This is a genomic window from Flavobacterium sp. FlaQc-48 (genome assembly GCF_044007335.1).
GTDB lineage: Bacteria > Bacteroidota > Bacteroidia > Flavobacteriales > Flavobacteriaceae > Flavobacterium.
On record NZ_JBIPCR010000020.1, the window covers coordinates 55,720 to 73,920 of the forward strand.

The window sequence follows — 18,201 nt, forward strand, 5'->3', positions numbered from 1 at the left end:
ATTTTATTTTGTATAAATTACTTTTCGATGATCATGGTTACGCCTTGTCCTCCGGCGGCACAAATTGAGATAAACCCTCTTCCTGAACCTTTTTCGTTTAATAGTTTTGCCATAACACCAATGATTCGTCCTCCGGTTGCGGCAAAAGGATGTGCTGCGGCAAGACTGCTTCCTTTTATATTGAGTTTTTCTCTGTCAATAGCCCCAAGAGATTTCTTTAAGCCTAATTGTGTGCTTAGTTCCGGACTTTCCCAAATTTTTAAAGTGGCTAAAACTTGTGCGGCAAAAGCTTCGTGAATTTCATAATAATCAAAATCCTGTAAAGTGAGTCCGGCTTTTTCGAGCATTCTGCTGGCTGCAAATAAAGGGGCCAGTAAAAGATTTTGCTGATTTTTTACATATTCAATGGCAGCGATTTCAGCAAAAGTAATGTAAGCCAAAATGGGTAATCCTTGTGCTGCAGCCCATTCTTCACTGGCTAAAAGGATACAGGAAGCACCATCAGTAAGCGGAGTTGAATTTCCTGCGGTCAATGTTCCGTTTACTTTATCAAAGGCAGGTTTTAATTGTGCTAATTTTTCAATGGTACTGTCTTTTCTTAGATTATTGTCTTTCTCCAATCCGTTAAAAGGCGTGATCATATCATTAAAAAAGCCTTCCTCGTACGCTTTAGCCATATTCAAATGACTTTTAAGGGCCAGGTTATCCTGATCTTCCCGTGAAATTTTATAATGTTTGGCCGTAATTTCGGTATGGCCACCCATCGAAAGTCCTGTTTGCGATTCTTCATTTTTAGGAACCAAAGGCGATAAATCTTTTGGACGAAGTTTTAGAAACAGCTTCATTTTTTCGCCTAATGATTTTGCTTTTCGGGCATTCAGTAAAATCTTTCTCAGTTTTTCGCTAACGGCAATTGGCATATCACTTATAGAATCCACACCTCCGGCAATTCCTGATTCTATTTGACCCAGTGCGATTTTATTGGCAATATAAATGGCACTTTCGATTCCGGTATCACAGGCTTGTTGCAAATCACAGGCAGGAGTAGCTGGATCAAGGGAAGTTTTCATTACACATTCTCTGATCAGGTTATTGTCATACGTGTGCTTGATTACGGCGCCTCCGGCAACTTCGCCTAATAATTTTCCCTGCAAATGGTATTTATCGATAAGTCCATTGAGAGCAGCAGTCATCATTTGCTGATTTCCAACCTCTGCGTAAGCGGTATTAGCACGTGCAAATGGAATTCTGTTATAGCCAACAATGGCAACTTTTCTAATGGTGGTGGTAGTGTTCATAGCGGGATTTTTTGTTTTGCAGATTAAAGATAAGCAGACTTACTTATTATTTAATCTTTTGGACGACAATATTGTTTAAGATTTGTATGATTTTAATTAGAGTTTATATTTATTTAGAATGATTAAAAATAATTTGGAAAACAGATATTTAGCATTTACTTTTGCCATCGAAATCAAAACCAAAAAAAATGAATACCATGATGATTAAAAAAATGATATTTTGCCTGCTGTTTTTGACCTCATTATCCATGATGGGCCAGGAACTAGGAAAAGTAACGGGAAAAGTTTCTTTGAGTGGAAATGCACCAGCAGAAAATATTTCTGTAATTCTTAAGGGAACAAAATATACAGCTGTTACAAACGAGCATGGACAATACGAAATTAAAAACATTAAACCGGCTACTTACACAATCAGTATACGTGCTGTAGGCATTCATCCAATTGAAGATCAGATTACGATAATTGCAAAACAAACAACAACTAAAAACTTCAGCCTTTCTGAAAGCCAAGAAGATCTTGACGAAGTAGTAATTACCAAGAATAAATACAAACAGGATAAACCTTCATTGTCATTACGTCTTCAGACTCCAGTGCTTGAAATTCCGCAAAACATACAAATTGTAAGCGGTCAGACATTAAAAGACCAGCAAATTATCAGTATGAGTGACGGGGTTATTCGTAATGTGAGTGGAGCTGTGCGTTTAGAGCACTGGGGTGATTTGTATACTAATATTACGATGCGTGGCTCTCAAATTCAGGCTTTCCGTAACGGATTCAATGTGGTATCTTCTTTTTGGGGCCCACTTACAGAAGATATGAGTTTTGTTGACCATATCGAATTTGTAAAAGGACCTGCAGGATTTATGCTTTCGAGCGGTGATCCAAGCGGACTTTATAATGTGGTCACTAAAAAACCAACCGGAATTACTAAAGGGGAAGCTACTGTAATGGCAGGAAGTTACGATTTTTACAGAGCAAGTGTTGACCTTGACGGAAAGTTAGATAAAAAAGGAAAATTATTGTACCGTTTTAATGCGGCAGCGCAAAAAAAAGGTTCTCACCGTCCATTTGAACACAACGACCGTTATGTAATTGCTCCGGTAATTACGTATCAGGTAGATGATAAAACAAAATTTACGGCCGAATATAATTTTCAGTACGCCAATATGACTGAAATTGGTTCTTACTATGTGTTTGGCCCGGGCTCTGACGGATATGCTACTTTACCAGTTGGATTCACGATGACACAACCCGGATTACCGGATACAAATATCCAGGATCACAGTGGATATTTAATGTTTGAGCATAAGTTTGACGATAGCTGGAAACTGACCGCACAGACCTCTTATTTTAAATACATACAACAAGGATATAGTTCCTGGCCAAGTTCTGTGGGACCAACAGCAGATCTTGCAAAAAATGAACTGATTAGAAACGTTGGTATTTGGGACGCAGAAAGTAATATGTATTTGGGCCAGATATTTTTAAACGGAAAATTTAATACAGGAGCTGTTACCCATAAAATATTAACAGGAGTAGATTTAGGAAGTAAAGATTATATGGCTGATTGGGGACAATCTCATGATCTTGATACAAAAGATAATCCTTTTAATTTGCTGCATCCAAATTATGGCCCGCCCTCTAATGGTATGCCGGATTTTGATCATACAACGCCACTTTCTGTAAGAGCAAAAGCTGCTGGCGGTTTAATAAGCACAGATTATGCTGCCGGATATATTCAGGATGAACTTGGTTTTCTTGAAAACAGACTACGACTGACTCTTGCTGCCAGATATACCTGGATTAGTCAGGCAAGCTGGGGTGGAGATGCAATTGCTGACAGTCATATTACGCCTCGTGCAGGTTTAAGTTATTCTGTAACTGAAAGTTTAGCCGTTTACGGGCTATATGACCAGGCTTTTATTCCGCAAGCCGGGATTATAAAAAGTGGAGATAAAGTAAAGCCGCTTACAGGTAGTAATACAGAATTTGGTATTAAAAAAGACTGGTTCGACGGAACCTGGAGTACTACATTATCTGCTTACAGTATCTTAAAACAAAATGAACTTACATCTGATCCTTTGAATAAACCAGGGGAAATGTACAGTGTGGTTTTGGGAGAAAAAAGAGCACGAGGTGCTGAATTTGATTTGAGAGGAAAGATTTTTGACGGTTTTAATGTGATTGCCAATTATGCTTTCACCGAATCTACTGTTCTTAAACTAAACGGTACTATTCCGGGTATCAATGTTGGGGATGTGATTCCCGGATATGCTAAACACACTGCAAATGCATGGTTAAATTACAGTATTCAAAACGGAACATTTAAAGGTCTTGGAGCTTCTATTGGTGGAACTTACCTTGCAGGTCGTCAAACAGATACCTGGGGTGTAGGTCTTGAAAAGCTTCCAAATTATTTTAAACTGGATGGAGGTTTGTCTTATGATACTAAGAAGTTTAAAATTACGGCAAACGTATTCAATATCTTAAACGAATACCTTTACAGTGGTTCTTACAATGAATACCTTAAAGCTTATTACTGGCAAACAGAGCAGCCAATTAATTTTAGAGTTGGTGTAACGTATAAATTCTAAGAATATTTCTCATTGAGAGTTTAAATAAAAAAAGCATCCGTCGATAGGCGGATGCTTTTTCTTTTTTGGAAAGTTTTAGCCCTCGGGTTCTGATAAATTAAATCTGTTTCATGTGACATCTTTGGGCAAAAAAAATAATTTATCCTTTTTGAATTAACGGAATAACCTTAGATCCTATAAGTTCTATAGCACTCATTAATTGAGTATGGGTTAGTCCGGCATTATCCATTTGGAATGTAAATCTTGAAATTCCGCCTAGTGATTCACTATGACGCAAAATTTTCTCGGCAATACGTTCAGGATCTCCAACGACTAAAACGCCTAGATCATCAATAAGTCCGTCAAATTTATCTTTTGTTACGGGTGGCCAACCGCGTTCTCTTCCTAATTTGGTCCAAAGTTCAGCATAGCCCGGATAATATTCTTCTATGGCCTTTGCAGTAGTGCTTCCCACAAAACCTGGTGAATGCAATCCTACTTTTAGCTCTTCGGGTTTGTAACCGGCAGCTTTTCCGGCTTCACGGTACAAATCGACTAAGGGTTTAAAACGATGTGTTTGTCCGCCAATAACCGCAACCATCAGGGGTAAACCTAAGGATCCTGCACGTATAAAAGATTCAGGAGTTCCTCCAACACCCAGCCAAATGGGTAGTTCTTTTTGTAATGCTCTCGGGTAAACAGGAAGATTGTTCAAAGCAGGACGAAATTTCCCCGACCAGGTTACAAATTCATTATCCCTAATTTGAAGTAATAAATCTAATTTCTCTTTAAAAAGTGCATCGTAATCGTTTAGACTAAATCCGAAAAGGGGATATGCTTCAATTGCAGATCCACGGCCTACAACAATTTCGGCCCTTCCTTTTGAAATTAAGTCTAAAGTTGCAAAACTCTGATACAGCCGAACAGGATCAGCAGCACTTAAAACAGAAACGGCACTTGCCAGCCGAATTCGTTTGGTTCGGGCAGCAGCGGCACTCAATATCACGGCTGTAGCCGAATCTAAAAATTCTTTTTTATGATGCTCGCCAATTCCAAAAACGTCAAGTCCGGCCTGATCTGCCAGCTCGATTCTTTGGAGTAATTGTTCCATTGCATCGACACTACTTAAAGTGTTGTTGTCTCCGTACATGGCCGAAGCAAAACTATCTATTCCTATCTCTATCATAATAGTAAAGATATTAAATTTTTATTTTTTCAGGATCATAAATTTGTTTTTAAAACGGCGAAAAAATAATCATCTGTACCCTTAAATTAAATGGTTTTTGTATCTGTATCCGGCTCTTTTTGAGTGGTAATTTTGAATAGTAATTTAATAACTATAGCAATGGATACCACGACTACCGCCCACATTCAATTTGATCAGATCAATTTATCATCCTTAAAATCTGTAGTCAATATTTATCAAAATAAAAGGAATGATGATGAGCATTTTGAAACAAAACTGCCGTTGATTACAAACCATTTTGGTCTTCCTTTGAGCATTGCTTCTTTCGAAAACCGGGTAATTGGTTATGCTTTTGTAATCTTCACTAAAACAGGTAAAACTGAAATTAATTCATATTGGGAAAAAGAATTTTATAGTGTTGAAGCAGAGCAGGATTTGAAATTTCACGCCGAAAAAACCTTTGATTCGATGTTTAAGGACCCGGAAACACGCAGGATTAAAATTCAAAATGCGACTGAAAGGTTATTGAATTGGCTAAATAGTTGTAACTAATATTAAAAGGTTACAGATGTAATTTTTGTAAATTTACCGGATACAGATTGAAAAAATGGCAAAAGAGATTTTATATTTAAAAATTGCAAATATCATTGAGGAGCAGATTTTCTCTGAAACTTTAAAAATAGGAGATAAGCTTCCGTCTATTCGTGCGTTGCAAAAATTGCACGATGTAAGCCTGAATACTATTAAGCAGTCGTTTTTAGAATTAGAAAGTAAATCGCTGATAGAATCCAGACCAAAGTCAGGTTTTTATATTAGTAAAACTTCCAATAGAAAGCTGTCCATGCCTTCAATGAACAGACTTAAATTATCAGAAGAAAAAACGACTTCTGAAGATTTAATCACAAAGGTTTTTGATAGCTTAAGCGATAAAAACATTACCCGCTTTTCTATTGGAGTTCCGGACCAGAGTTTGCTGCCTATTGCTAAACTTAATAAAGGCCTTGTCAAAGTAATGCGCAATTTAGAAGAAAGCGGTACAGGTTATGAACCTGTTCAGGGGAGTGCCAATTTGAGACGAAATGTGGCCAAATGGGCAATTGTACTGGAAGGAAAACTGACAGAAGACGATTTTGTTACCACTTCGGGAGCAATGAATGCTATTTTTAATTGTTTAATGGCGGTGACCAAACGTGGCGATACCATTGCCATTGAAAGCCCGGTTTATTTTGGGATTATTCAGGTAGCACAAAATATGGGACTTAATATTATCGAATTGCCTACTCATCCCGTCACAGGAGTAGATTTGGAGGCTTTAAAAAAGGTCATCCATAAAGTTGATGTTTGCTGTTTTATGAGCAATTTCAGTAACCCTCTGGGAAGCCTGATGCCTGATGAAAATAAGAAAGAACTGGTAAAAATGCTTACGCATCATAACATTCCTTTAATTGAAGATGATTTGTACGGTAATTTGTTTTTTGGAACCATCCGCCCAAAACCCTGCAAATATTATGATGAGGCAGGAATTGTAATGTGGTGCGGATCTGTTTCTAAAACTTTGGCGCCCGGATATCGGGTAGGCTGGGTGGCACCCGGGAAATTTAAAGATAAAATCATCAGGCAAAAAATGGCTCAGACAGTTTGTATGCCCTCGTTATATCAGGAAGTAATTGCTGATTTTCTGGAGCATGGCAGATACGATCATCATTTAAGGACTTTTAGAAATACACTATATACCAATTCGCTTCATTTTCAGCGAACCATTGAAGACCATTTTCCGGAGAATACTAAAATTTCACAACCACAGGGAGGTTCTTTTCTTTGGCTCGAATTAGATAAAAAGATCGATACGGCTGTTCTCTATGATACAGCAATCCAGCAAAAAATAGGTTTTGCCCCGGGCAGAATTTTTACGCAACACGACCAATACAACAATTGTATGCGCCTTAATTTTGGTCTGGAATGGAAGGAAAAGGTAGAACTTGACCTAAAACGATTAGGACAGTTAATAAAAAACAGTCTTTGAGGTCTGGTATTAAAATTGGACTTCCAAAATTTATTTTAACGCATAGAAACATAAGTTTAGTAAATTCAAAAAGACGTTTTACTTATTGAAACCCCACATAGTTTGGGCTATAAAAGAAAATACGTTTGTTTTTGCATGCTCCGGACACATAAAAAAACTATGTTTCTATGTGTTTACTAATGAATGCAACACATTTAATTATTTTGTAAACCGTTTATTGAAAAGTGAAATTTGTATCTCTGATTTACTTTTTATTTAATGTGAAAATCCAAATGAAACACTGATCAGAATGATCAAAATCACAATTAGCGTGATGCTTACATACAAATAATCTTTCTCTAAAAGAAAAGAAAACAAGGAAAGTAAAACACGCAGTACCGGCGTCAGGAAAAGTAAAATGATTCCAACAAATATTAAAGATTCTCCATTTCCCTGAATAGCACCATCGTAAATTGATGAAATGACTTCAAAAATGTTGCGGTCGTTTTCGTGAAATACAGAATAATTTTCAATATCTGTACTGTGTCCCATTAAGTACACAATTCCTCCAATAAAAGCTACTGATAAGGAAATCCATACCCCGTATCGCAATAAGTTTCCTATGATGGATTGAAAATCTTTTTCTCCAAATTTTTCGTGTTGCATAACCTTAGATTTTTCCATTAAGTCCGTTGTATATCATGTTTACTGCAAGCACAAAAATCAGGCAGGCAAAAAAGATTCTTAGTTTTTTAGGATTTGTTCGGACCAATATTTTGGCTCCTGCCATAGCACCAAACAAAACGCCAATGACAACCGGCATACAAATTCCCGGTTCGATATATCCTTTTTGGATATAGATAACAGAACTGGCCATTGCGGTAACTCCCATCATGAAATTACTGGTTGTAGTCGAAACCTTAAATGGGATTCGCATAATATTGTCCATCGCAATTACCTTAAAAGCTCCGGAACCAATGCCTAATAATCCCGACATCATTCCGGCAATTCCCATCATACCAAAACCCCCGACAACGTTTTTGGTTCCGTAATGAATTACTTCTCCATCATGTGAAGGATAAGTTCCTTCTAATCGTAATTTTTTGGCCAGTGGACTGGATTCTAAAACAATATGCTCTTCTTTTTTACGAAGTGAATTTACAGCTGAGAAAATCAGGGTAAGCCCGAATAAGACTGCGATGAATGAAGTAGGAGCGATGGTAGAAAGTAAAGCTCCGCAAACGGCCCCAATGGTTGTGGCAATTTCCAGAAAAATTCCCAGTCGCATATTGGTAATTCCTTCTCTGACATAAGCTGCGGCAGAGCCGGAAGAAGTTGCAATTACAGAAACCAAAGCTGCACCAATTGCATAATGTATATCAACGCCAAGAATGACTGTTAAAAGGGGAATTATGATAATTCCTCCACCTAAACCTGATAATGAACCAATAAAACCTGCTAAAAAAGCACCAAGAATCATAATCAGGGTAAATGTAAGTACTGTCATTCGGATAAATTTTGTTGGCGCTAATTTACGAATTGATATTTATTCGGGAAGAATTTGGGAACTTAAATAAACCTTAAAAATGAAAGGGTTTTTATTTGTTGTGGGTTAATTTGTTTTAAATCAGCTTTATATGCGTTTTTGTATTTTGAAATATTCTAACAGAAGCACAATTTTGTCATTTCAGCCAAAGGGAAAAATCATACGCGTAACTCGACGAAGAATAAGTATTTTCTTTGCAGCATTTCTAGTGTGATTTACTTCGTCTATTTACCAGAAGTCGGGTCTCCCTTTGGCTGAAATGACAAAATTGGGGTTGCTTTACTTTAACAATATACGGATGATACGGATTCGCTGTCGCGAAAAGGCAGATTTTTAAATATTATGTTATTATATAGATGTTTCATGAAAACGAGTGCCTTAGCCCAGACAGGAACGGCATCCTTTTTCTCCCTTCTTTAGGGAGGAAAAGATACAGTGGATGGCTGGATTAGCTTCAAATTAAGGAATGGAAAATTATCCTAAACTTATTTATTGTCTATCGAAAAAGAGGTTTTGCCAATCGTAGAAAGTAATAAAGCCGCGGCAGCACTGGTTAAAACGGAATAATCAAAAGGTGCTTTTACAGAAACCGAAACCGCCATACTAATGGCAAAAAGCAACATTAATCCTGAGGTCCCTAAAGCCGCAATTCTGGTTTTGAATCCGATGATTAAGGATAAACCCAATACGATTTCGAATACTGTTGCCAAAGCGCCTAATATGCCGGCTACAGCTTTACTGGCAAAGGAGTTTAAGGTTTGGGTGTAGGCTATAAAATTTTCCCAGTTTCCCCAGGCTACTCCTGGAGAACCCGGCGCTCCCCAAAGCCCGAAACGGTCTGCCACTGCTGAAAGCATTGTGATTCCTAAAACGATTCGTAAAATTAAACCTGCTTGTGGTATTGATATGTTTTTCATTTAGATAATTTTTCAGGTAAAAATACCAGGAAGTTCTGCACGCCGATATACCAGTTTTTAAATTTACTACAGCCCGGATGCTTTTTCCGGAATTTTTTATCTTTAAGAACGATCAAATCCGTCTTCTTTATCCTTAAAAGCCCAGGTTGCCATTGCCTCAATTACGGGCATTAAACCGTTTCCTGCATTACTAAGCCGGTAGGTTACAAAAGGAGGAACGACTGGTTTTGCTTCTCTGATGACGAGATTATCTGCTTCGAGTTGTTTGAGATGCTGAATGAGCATTTTCTCGGTTACTGCCGGAATGGCCCTTTTTAATTCGCTGTAACGTTTACTTCCGCCAGAAAGATGGTAGATAATTATGGGTTTCCAATATCCGCCAATTTTTTCCATTACATAAGTTACAGGGCATTGTTCTAAGGCATATTGCTTATTTTCCTGAATTGTCGACGATTCTTTGATTGCTGTCATTTGTGCATACTTTAGGGTAAGTACTTGTATAAAAGTAAGTACAAATATACCTTTGTTGAAGCTAAAAAAAAAAATAATTAAGATATGAAAATTACAATTTCAGGTTCATTAGGAAACATAGGAAAACCTTTAACCACCAAACTGATTGCTTCAGGACATGAAGTAACCGTGATTAGCAGTAATAAAGACAGAGTTGAAGCTATTGAAGCTTTGGGTGCAAAAGCTGCGGTAGGCTCTGTAAATGATGCTGCTTTTTTAAAAAATGCTTTTGCAGAAGCCGATGCCGTTTTTGCCATGACCCCGCCAAATATGGGAGGATCTGATATTATTGTGAACACAACAGCTGCAGGTAAAGCGCTGGCGGCAGCTATTGCAGCAACAGGAGTAAAGCGTGTTGTTATGCTAAGCAGTATTGGCGCCGATTTACCTAATGGAAACGGACCAATTGCAGGACTTTATAATATTGAAAAAATTTATGAAACATTAGAAAATGTATCTCTGACTTTTCTTCGTGCCGGATTTTTTTATACCAATTTGTATAATGATGTCCCGATGATAAAAGGAGCAGGTATTTTGGGATCTAATTATGCAGCAACAACCATAATTCCTTTTGTTCATCCGGAAGATATTGCCAATGCTGTTGCCGAAGAATTGCAAAAAACACCGACAGGAAAGAATATCCGTTATATTGTGAGTGATGTGCGCACGTCAAATGAGGTTGCCGCCGTTTTAGGTCTTGCCCTCGATAAACCGGAACTGCCCTGGGTCGAGTTTACGGACGAACAAGCTCTTGGCGGAATGAAAGAAGCAGGATTACCGGAAGAAATGGCCAATTTGTATGCTGAAATGGGATCAGGTTTAAGAAGCGGCAAAATTCAGGAGGATTTTTTGAGCAATAAAATTGCCGTCGACGGAAAAACTAAACTGGAAGATTTTGCAAAAGAATTTGCTTCTAATTTTTAATTTGAACAGAAAGAGCCGATGGTATCGGCTCTTTTTTTGTAAAGTATTTTTATTTCAATATCGTCTAGTTTTCGGTGAGCCAGGTTAATAGTTTGCTTCTTTTTTCTCTGCTGACCATAATCTCTTTATCGAAGGGAAAAGACAAATTGATTTTGAGTTTTCTGGGAAAATAATCTGTTGCATCAATAATCGCATTGCGATTGACGAGAAATTGCCTGTTCATTCTAAAAAAAGTTAATCCTGTTTTATGTTCGAGTTCTTCAAGGCTCTCTGTCATGGCATAGGTTTTTCCGGAATGGGCGTGCATATAGGTTATTTCATTATCCAGACAAAACAAAGCGATTTTATCAAGCGTAAAAGGCAACAACCGATCTCTGTACCTGACCATGATCGTACTGCTGCTGTTTTTATTTTTAGCTTCTAAAGTTGCCATCGCAGCTTCATATTTTAAAGCAATACTTCCGGCCATTACTTTTTGCATGTTTTGAAATTTAAGAAGCGCTTTTTCCAGCGATTCAACACTAAAAGGTTTCAGAATATATTCAATTCCGTTTGCCCTAAAGGCTTCTAAGGCATATTCATCAAAGGCGGTACAGAAAATTACGGGAACTTCAATGGTTATGACTTTTGCAATTTCAAAACTTAATCCATCGCCCAATTGTATATCGCTAAAAATAAGATCAGGTTGTGGATTTTCCGAAAAATAAGCAACAGCTTCCTTAACTGAACTAAGAACACTTACAATTTCAACGTCAGGTTTTATTTGTTTGAGATTGCTGACCAGATCTTCGGCAACAAGCAGTTCATCTTCAATTATTACGATTCTCATGAGGCATGATTTTAAAGCTTACAGAAAAAGATTTTCCATCGTTCTTAATTATAATTTCTTCTCCGGACCATAACTGGTAACGCTCTGCCAGATTGCTTAAGCCGCTTTTTGTCGAGGTTTCGCCTGCATTTCTCGGATTTATGGCGTTAGACACGATTATGTAATCTTCTCGTTGTTCTATTAGTAATTTCAAAGGGCTTTCTTTGGTAAAGATATTGTGCTTAATGGCATTTTCGAGCAGAGGTTGTAGAGAGAACGAAGGAACAAACCCTTTTAGCATTTCGGGATTTCCGATGTTTAAATTCCACTCTAAGGCCTCAGCAAAACGTATTTTCTGCATTTCCATATAGTTTTTGCAAATCTCTAATTCTTCTTCAAGTGTTGTGGCAGGACTATTATTTAAAGATACCGCAGAACGAAGAAAATCAGCCAGTTGAAGCAAATAGATTTCACCAAGTTTAGGATCTTTTTTATATAAAGCTTTTAAGGTGTTTAAAGAATTGAATAAAAAATGAGGATGGATTTGCTGTTTCAATAATAGATTTTCTGCCTGGGTACTGCGAAGCTGTAAACGTGAATTTTCGAGTTCTGTCTGAATTTTATTCTGACGGAATATTACAAAGTCATGAAGAAATAAAATAATAGTGGTCAGTACCGTCGAAATGGCTATAAAAGCAGCCAGTAGTTTATAATTCTCCAAATGACTCGGAATTTTAGCCAGATACGCAAAAATCGGCCAAAGTGTGAGATAGATGGTAATACCGGAAGCATAACTAAGACTTAATCTGCAAAGTTGAAATTTAAATATATCGTCCGGGAATTTTTTTGCACTGAATTTTAAAATCGAGACTAGTAAATTACTTGTAATAAACATATAACAGGCCGTTTTAATAGCCAGGACAAACAAGGAAGACAGAATTTCTTCGAATAAAAAGAGCAATAAAAAAGTAAACGGAAAGGCAAGACTTACCAATAACATATTCAGTCTCCGTATTTCTCTGATATTGTAGGGAGTTATGGATCTTTTGATATTGTTTATCATAGAAATAGAGTATCTAAACGAGATGTTTCTGTTTTTATTTATAATATGAAATGTACGAATATCTGAATATAAAATCAGAAATTATTCTATACTAAAATTCCGGCCACTTTTTGTAGTCGGAATTTCAGTATCGGCTTTTTAGGCCATTAAAAAAGATAAAATAAGCTTACTTGTGCTGTATTATTTTGGAAATCAGTATTGATACCAGTAGTTTTTACTTTACTCACATCGGTAAACGAAAAATAATATCGCGCTCCGATTCCAAGTCCGTTTTGAAACTGATACCCAAGTCCGGCAGCAACCCCGCCATCAATTTTTTCGGCAAATTTGGTGCTGGAAGGAATTCCAAGAGAGGTAAAATCCTCATCGACCAAAATTCCAATTTGCGGACCCGCTTCAAGATATAATCCAAAATTGGTTTTGTACTTTAACAGAATCGGAACCGTAACATATGAAAGTTTGATGTCTTCGCCATCCATAAGTCCGCCTTTGATCTTTGCTCCCTGTGTCGAGTATAAAAACTCTTCCTGTACTGCAAAGTGATCGTTGAATTTATATCCTACAAGGGCACCTGCATGAAACCCTGTTAACCCTTCAGTATCAAAACTGGCATTGGTAAAGTTGCTATAATTGGCTCCGGCTTTTACACCAAAATAAAGACGTTCGCCTATATTCTTAAAAAAGCTTTGGCTAAAACCACTTGTTGAAGCAAGAAGAATACAACCAATGAATAAATTTTTGACGATTTTCATAATTTAAAGATTTTGTTTTATACTAATTATTGTTTTATACGGCCAAAAGTATAATGACTTCACCCACAGTAACTGATAAATTGGGGGGAGACGGACAAAATCTAAGCTGAAACGGATTTCTAATCTTAATTTGAGGATTTTCCGTAAAATAAATGATCTTTAAGCCTGATAAAGATATACTGATATACCATCAGGATATACCAGTATTAAAATTCTGTATGCTACTATATTTGTAGTACCATTACAACGTAAAAAATTAAAAATATGAAAGCTATAGGATTTAAAACTTCATTACCCATAACTGACCAAGAGAGCTTTATAGCATTTGAAACTCCAAAACCTGTTCCTGGTGAACGTGATTTACTGGTAAAAATTAGTGCAGTATCCGTCAATCCGGTTGACTTTAAAATTCGTCAGAATAGTGCAAAAGATACTGTTTTGGAAACTCCAAAAATTATTGGCTGGGATGCAGTAGGAATTGTGGAAGCTGTTGGCGAAAAAGTGAGTTTGTTTAAGACAGGCGATGAAGTATATTATGCAGGCGATATTACTAAACCAGGAAGCAATGCCGAATATCAGTGTATTGATGAACGCATTGCAGGCAGAAAACCAAAATCACTTACTATCGAAGAAGCTGCCGTAATGCCTTTGACAGGCTTAACCGCCTGGGAAATTCTGTTTGACCGTATTCGGATTCATCCTGAAAAGGATAAAGGCAAATCGATTTTAATTATTGGCGGTGCGGGCGGAGTAGGATCAATCGCCATTCAGCTGGCGAAAAAAATTGCGGGTTTAACTGTTATCGCAACAGCTTCCCGTCCTGAAACTATTGATTGGTGTAAACAGCAAGGTGCTGATTTTGTGGTAGACCATAAAGATTTAATCGCTTCAGTTCATGAAGCCGGGTTTCAAACTGTTGATTTTATCTTAGATTTTGTCGACACTAATTTCTATTGGGATAGTATGGCCGAATTGATAAAACCACAAGGGCATATCGCTTCTATAACCGGAAGCAGTGATCCTGTGGCCTTAAATAAATTAAAGAATAAAAGCGCATCGTTTTCATGGGAACTAATGTATACCCGCTCGATGTTTGAAACAGATGATATGCAACAACAACACGTTATATTAGATAAAATTGCGGATCTTTTGGACAACGGAACCCTACAATCAACTTTAAAGGAAACTCTTGTCGGACTAACAGCTGATAATTTTAAAAAAGCACATGAATTACTGGAATCCGGCAAAACGATCGGGAAAATTGCTGTTAAGTTTTAAGATTGTAGGAAGAGGGAAGAGGGAAGAGTAAAGAGTCAAGATTAAAGAGGAAAGATTAAAGATTAAAGATTAAAGAGTAAAGAGTCAAGAATAGAGAGTCAAGAATAGAGTTTAAAGCGTTTTATTATGTTTTGATTAAAGTCCTAATTATTGTTGGGGCTTTTTTTTATGTTTTTGAAAATCACTATTTATAGTGACTGTTATCGATTTAGTATCCCTTATTTTTGCTCGAAATCAGGGGGTTATGAAAATGAATTACTATTTATTATCCGTTATTTTATTTTTTAATGGGATGATATTGGTTGCGCAGCACTTAAAAATGGAAGAATCAGAACATACAAATAAAAGGGAATTAATTGAAATGGGTTTTGTTTTACTTCAGGAAAAACAGCCACAAGTGACTATTAAGCCGGAGGATTTTGAAATTACAGTCTGGAAAAACAGTAAAGAAATTGTTGTGAAGTTTCGAAGGATCATCAGATATATTCCGCTACGGTTTTTTTCAAAAAAACGAATTGATTTTGATATTACGGTCAATTTAAAGACTCATGAAATTTTACCTTTTGATGGCGTTTTTAATAGCACGTTTTATACTCCAACAAAGGCTGATCAGGAAGCAATTGCATTTGTACAGGAAAAGTTTGGCTATTTTTCCGGTGATTTTGAAAATACAATTCGGGAAGGAAAGGAAGATTACTTTATAGATTGTGAAAATGAATATTCGTACGGAAAATACACTCTTAACAAAATTACTGGAAAACCTGGTCCGGCATTGCAAGGCTCCTATATACCGGTGTCGTTAGTTGAGCATGTTGCAGATTTGGATATTTTAATTGAAATAAAAGAGTAAATAATGATTGAAAATTACCGTTCGTATAAAAGAGCTGAACCCGTTTATTTTAGTGGAGAAATTTTTTTTCCTATTGGTTTATTATTTGCAGCTGCCTGTATTAGTTATGGATTGTTGTATTTCTTTGGACTTGGCTTAGCGATAGCTTTTAATGTTATGATAGCCTGGTGCGGTTATTTTTATTTTCATTATTACGGAAAATCAAGTTCAAATCTCTCTCTTGAGTTCTTGGCAGGTGTGATTTTGGTTGTAGCGGTATTGTTGTTTGTCGATTACGGCGTTTACGCATTAGTTACTTACCAGAAAACAGAAAGATTTAACGGTTTATATTTCTCTGTTTGGCTCATTATCCTGCTTGGAGTACCTTTGGTTTATTATATACACTATTTTGGATCTGATTATTACAAAAGAAAAAATCTGGCCGATACTTATTTTAAGGCTTCTTTTGGTGTCTATCACGATCGGGAATTGCTAACCCATATCGATACTATTGCATTTATTAATTCTTCGAAAAAACGTATTTCTGATATTAAATTAGAAAATAATACTTGTTTTTATTCTGATAAGGAACTGGCTGAGATGGAAACTTCGTCAAAATATTATAACCTTCAAAATTTGGTTTTTTCGGGTTTAATTCATATTCCGTTTGATACAGATCAGTTTATAATGTCTTGGTATTCTGTTGTTGAAGATCAGTATTATAAAGTGAATGTACCTTTTCCGTGCGAGCAGGTCCTTATTGAAGAAGAGAAATATCCGTTGAATGAACCCCGAAGTCTGAGAGGAAAAAAGTCCCTGCGAATGTTTTTACATCTTTATCAAAATGGCGGATTTAAGCTTTATCATGGTGAAGTGGTACTGCTTAATTGTTTGAATACTACTCCGGCTGAAATTACTCCGGAAGAGCGGAACGAAAAAATAAAAAAGAATCGTTCTTCACATCAATACTACAGCGACGAAAAACACTTTTCTCAATTGATAGAAAGACTTAGGACCTCTAACGGAATACAGGAACGTTATGAATTGCAATATAAATTAATGTTGTGGAATATGGCTTTCTCTGGTATTGATGAACGAAATTTTATAGAAATTACAGACGCTTCTTTCGAAAGTTACAGAATTGAAAGAGCAGCAATTGATGAATTGGCTTTGCGCCACTTGCCTAAAAAAGTAACACTGGTTTACAGAGGTTCTTATTTGTTACCATGGTTGAATTTATATATTGATTTTCAGAAATTAAATAAGGTTATTGAAGCAAATACAAGGAATAACGAGGGGAATAAAGTTTTGTTTTCGCTTGATTTTAAAAAGGATTCCGGAGAAGAATTGGTTTTTGAGATTATAACCAATGAGAAGAAAATCATTTTTACCGATTGGGAAATTGCAATAGACGAACGCCACAAAAAAGAAATCGACGAACAGCAGTTAGAAAAAAGAGAAGACGATACAAAACGTGCACTCCTAAAAGAGGCCTGGGATTTTGTGTTTAGTAAAGATTATAGATCGGCACAAAAAAACTGCGATACTTTACTGGCTATGGATCCTGATTATGGATTTGCTTATTTCTTAGAAGCCCGATTATTATGGTATACTAAAGGTTTCGAAGCCTGTTACGCCAAAAGAGATTATTTTATTGCCAAAACAGCCCATGAGCCCACAGCCCTGGCCCATATTTACAATAGTTTCGGATGTATTTTAGATCTTGAACTTCGTTATGAAGAATCTTTGCCTTACTTTGAAAAAGCGATAGAAATAAACCCGAAAGAACCGACTTATGTATGTAATCTCAGCGAAATGTATTATAAGTTAAAAGATCCCGTAAAGGCACTTAAAGTAGCCAGCCGGGCAAAAAGATTAGGGTATGAATCGGCGATGCTTACAGAAATTTTAGCGAATAAGGGGAAAATTGATTTAATTAATCATTAGGACGCTAAAAGTGAAATGTAAAAGGTGAAAAGGATATTGTAATAATGAACCGCAAATTGAAAATCACTATTTATAGTGATGTCTGATATTGCGCTCCTGGATAAATTTGTTCATTATAATTAACTAAAACAAATACACATGGGATTAGCAGAAAAACGTTTAGCTGAATCGATTAAAGTTGAAAAACTTCCGGCTTTTGAGGCAAAATTAAAAGAAAGAGCAGGTTACGATATTAAAGTCGATATTGACTGGAATACTTTTACAGCTTATGATGAATATCCATTATCTCGCTTAGACATTGTTTTTGATGATGTAGCATCATTCGTAAAAAAAATATGCTCTGATGATATGGGAAAAGAAGCACTGAAAGAAAAACTGAACACCATTCATTTTACCAACTCAGAAAATAACGACGATGTAAAAATGGAATTAAAAGAGGATACTTTGTTCCTGACCGTACAACTGGTTCAGTCTTCTTTCAATTCTCAAACCGATTCTCAGATTGCCAATTATGTAGAAGCGCTTTTATAGAAAACATTTTCCTCTTTTAGTATTTTGAATAAATAAA

The 18,201-nt window shown here is 36.5% G+C and carries 17 protein-coding genes; 8 read left to right on the forward strand and 9 right to left on the reverse strand.

From position 1 onward, the window contains the following. Positions 1–17: 17 nt before the first annotated feature. A complete protein-coding gene (locus ACHRWY_RS23380) occupies positions 18–1,298 on the reverse strand; it encodes an acetyl-CoA C-acetyltransferase (protein ID WP_395357801.1) in 1,281 nt (426 codons plus the stop codon). Positions 1,299–1,495: 197 nt separating this feature from the next. Between ACHRWY_RS23380 and ACHRWY_RS23385 the strand changes: the two genes are divergently transcribed. Further along, positions 1,496–3,892: a TonB-dependent siderophore receptor gene (locus tag ACHRWY_RS23385; RefSeq protein ID WP_395357802.1), complete on the forward strand. Its 2,397-nt coding sequence runs from the start codon at positions 1,496–1,498 to the stop codon at positions 3,890–3,892. A gap of 139 nt (positions 3,893–4,031) precedes the next feature. On the opposite strand, the gene ACHRWY_RS23390 is transcribed toward ACHRWY_RS23385, so the two are convergent. Continuing rightward, positions 4,032–5,054: an LLM class flavin-dependent oxidoreductase gene (locus tag ACHRWY_RS23390; protein WP_395357857.1), complete on the reverse strand. Its 1,023-nt coding sequence runs from the start codon at positions 5,052–5,054 to the stop codon at positions 4,032–4,034. A gap of 162 nt (positions 5,055–5,216) precedes the next feature. Between ACHRWY_RS23390 and ACHRWY_RS23395 the strand changes: the two genes are divergently transcribed. Both ACHRWY_RS23395 and ACHRWY_RS23400 read left to right on the forward strand, forming a co-directional pair. After that, positions 5,217–5,609, forward strand: coding sequence for a hypothetical protein (locus ACHRWY_RS23395; protein ID WP_395357803.1), 393 nt, complete (start codon positions 5,217–5,219; stop codon positions 5,607–5,609). Between the two features lie 55 nt (positions 5,610–5,664). Continuing rightward, entirely contained in the window at positions 5,665–7,080 is a 1,416-nt protein-coding gene (locus ACHRWY_RS23400; RefSeq protein ID WP_395357804.1) for a PLP-dependent aminotransferase family protein, read from the forward strand. 255 nt (positions 7,081–7,335) lie between these two features. Here ACHRWY_RS23400 and ACHRWY_RS23405 read toward each other — a convergent pair whose 3' ends face one another. The 4 genes from ACHRWY_RS23405 to ACHRWY_RS23420 all read right to left on the reverse strand — a co-directional run bounded on the left by ACHRWY_RS23405 (position 7,336) and on the right by ACHRWY_RS23420 (position 9,993). Further along, on the reverse strand, positions 7,336–7,725 hold the full coding sequence (locus ACHRWY_RS23405) for a DUF1634 domain-containing protein (protein ID WP_395357805.1): 390 nt from the start codon (positions 7,723–7,725) through the stop codon (positions 7,336–7,338). Positions 7,726–7,729: 4 nt separating this feature from the next. Next, positions 7,730–8,566: a sulfite exporter TauE/SafE family protein gene (locus tag ACHRWY_RS23410; RefSeq protein WP_395357806.1), complete on the reverse strand. Its 837-nt coding sequence runs from the start codon at positions 8,564–8,566 to the stop codon at positions 7,730–7,732. Positions 8,567–9,090: 524 nt separating this feature from the next. Further along, positions 9,091–9,522: a DoxX family protein gene (locus ACHRWY_RS23415; RefSeq protein WP_395357807.1), complete on the reverse strand. Its 432-nt coding sequence runs from the start codon at positions 9,520–9,522 to the stop codon at positions 9,091–9,093. Positions 9,523–9,624: 102 nt separating this feature from the next. Further along, a complete protein-coding gene (locus tag ACHRWY_RS23420) occupies positions 9,625–9,993 on the reverse strand; it encodes a winged helix-turn-helix transcriptional regulator (RefSeq protein WP_395357808.1) in 369 nt (122 codons plus the stop codon). An 84-nt stretch (positions 9,994–10,077) separates the two neighbouring features. On the opposite strand from ACHRWY_RS23420, the gene ACHRWY_RS23425 reads away from it, so the two are divergent. After that, positions 10,078–10,956, forward strand: coding sequence for an NAD(P)H-binding protein (locus ACHRWY_RS23425; RefSeq protein WP_395357809.1), 879 nt, complete (start codon positions 10,078–10,080; stop codon positions 10,954–10,956). A gap of 64 nt (positions 10,957–11,020) precedes the next feature. On the opposite strand, the gene ACHRWY_RS23430 is transcribed toward ACHRWY_RS23425, so the two are convergent. From ACHRWY_RS23430 to ACHRWY_RS23440, 3 genes are all read right to left on the reverse strand, one after another. Continuing rightward, the gene (locus tag ACHRWY_RS23430) at positions 11,021–11,785 is read right to left on the reverse strand and encodes a LytR/AlgR family response regulator transcription factor (RefSeq protein ID WP_395357810.1); all 765 of its coding nucleotides are present in this window, start codon (positions 11,783–11,785) and stop codon (positions 11,021–11,023) included. Further along, positions 11,766–12,827 carry a sensor histidine kinase gene (locus ACHRWY_RS23435; protein WP_395357811.1) on the reverse strand — a complete coding sequence of 354 codons (1,062 nt, stop codon included), beginning with the start codon at positions 12,825–12,827 and terminating at the stop codon, positions 11,766–11,768. The genes ACHRWY_RS23430 and ACHRWY_RS23435 overlap by 20 nt, the downstream gene beginning before the upstream one ends. Before the next feature lie 146 nt (positions 12,828–12,973). Then, positions 12,974–13,579, reverse strand: a complete 606-nt coding sequence (locus tag ACHRWY_RS23440; protein WP_395357812.1) for a porin family protein — start codon at positions 13,577–13,579, stop codon at positions 12,974–12,976. 264 nt (positions 13,580–13,843) lie between these two features. Here ACHRWY_RS23440 and ACHRWY_RS23445 point away from each other — a divergent pair, with 264 nt between their 5' ends. The 4 genes from ACHRWY_RS23445 to ACHRWY_RS23460 all read left to right on the forward strand — a co-directional run bounded on the left by ACHRWY_RS23445 (position 13,844) and on the right by ACHRWY_RS23460 (position 18,164). Continuing rightward, entirely contained in the window at positions 13,844–14,857 is a 1,014-nt protein-coding gene (locus ACHRWY_RS23445; RefSeq protein ID WP_395357813.1) for a zinc-binding alcohol dehydrogenase family protein, read from the forward strand. 244 nt (positions 14,858–15,101) lie between these two features. Next, a complete protein-coding gene (locus tag ACHRWY_RS23450) occupies positions 15,102–15,707 on the forward strand; it encodes a hypothetical protein (RefSeq protein WP_395357814.1) in 606 nt (201 codons plus the stop codon). A 3-nt stretch (positions 15,708–15,710) separates the two neighbouring features. Beyond that, a complete protein-coding gene (locus ACHRWY_RS23455) occupies positions 15,711–17,633 on the forward strand; it encodes a tetratricopeptide repeat protein (protein WP_395357815.1) in 1,923 nt (640 codons plus the stop codon). Positions 17,634–17,771: 138 nt separating this feature from the next. Further along, positions 17,772–18,164, forward strand: coding sequence for a hypothetical protein (locus ACHRWY_RS23460; protein ID WP_395357816.1), 393 nt, complete (start codon positions 17,772–17,774; stop codon positions 18,162–18,164). Positions 18,165–18,201 lie beyond the last annotated feature (37 nt).

Bases quoted from the DNA above. Each gene is read 5' to 3' on its own strand.
- ACHRWY_RS23405 (WP_395357805.1), bottom strand. From the start codon at position 7,725: ATGCAACACGAAAAATTTGGAGAAAAAGATTTTCAATCCATCATAGGA.
- ACHRWY_RS23445 (WP_395357813.1), top strand. From the start codon at position 13,844: ATGAAAGCTATAGGATTTAAAACTTCATTACCCATAACTGACCAAGAG.
- ACHRWY_RS23420 (WP_395357808.1), bottom strand. From the start codon at position 9,993: ATGACAGCAATCAAAGAATCGTCGACAATTCAGGAAAATAAGCAATAT.
- ACHRWY_RS23435 (WP_395357811.1), bottom strand. From the start codon at position 12,827: ATGATAAACAATATCAAAAGATCCATAACTCCCTACAATATCAGAGAA.
- ACHRWY_RS23410 (WP_395357806.1), bottom strand. From the start codon at position 8,566: ATGACAGTACTTACATTTACCCTGATTATGATTCTTGGTGCTTTTTTA.
- ACHRWY_RS23450 (WP_395357814.1), top strand. From the start codon at position 15,102: ATGAAAATGAATTACTATTTATTATCCGTTATTTTATTTTTTAATGGG.
- ACHRWY_RS23430 (WP_395357810.1), bottom strand. From the start codon at position 11,785: ATGAGAATCGTAATAATTGAAGATGAACTGCTTGTTGCCGAAGATCTG.
- ACHRWY_RS23385 (WP_395357802.1), top strand. From the start codon at position 1,496: ATGATGATTAAAAAAATGATATTTTGCCTGCTGTTTTTGACCTCATTA.
- ACHRWY_RS23440 (WP_395357812.1), bottom strand. From the start codon at position 13,579: ATGAAAATCGTCAAAAATTTATTCATTGGTTGTATTCTTCTTGCTTCA.
- ACHRWY_RS23455 (WP_395357815.1), top strand. From the start codon at position 15,711: ATGATTGAAAATTACCGTTCGTATAAAAGAGCTGAACCCGTTTATTTT.
- ACHRWY_RS23395 (WP_395357803.1), top strand. From the start codon at position 5,217: ATGGATACCACGACTACCGCCCACATTCAATTTGATCAGATCAATTTA.
- ACHRWY_RS23415 (WP_395357807.1), bottom strand. From the start codon at position 9,522: ATGAAAAACATATCAATACCACAAGCAGGTTTAATTTTACGAATCGTT.
- ACHRWY_RS23380 (WP_395357801.1), bottom strand. From the start codon at position 1,298: ATGAACACTACCACCACCATTAGAAAAGTTGCCATTGTTGGCTATAAC.
- ACHRWY_RS23425 (WP_395357809.1), top strand. From the start codon at position 10,078: ATGAAAATTACAATTTCAGGTTCATTAGGAAACATAGGAAAACCTTTA.
- ACHRWY_RS23400 (WP_395357804.1), top strand. From the start codon at position 5,665: ATGGCAAAAGAGATTTTATATTTAAAAATTGCAAATATCATTGAGGAG.
- ACHRWY_RS23460 (WP_395357816.1), top strand. From the start codon at position 17,772: ATGGGATTAGCAGAAAAACGTTTAGCTGAATCGATTAAAGTTGAAAAA.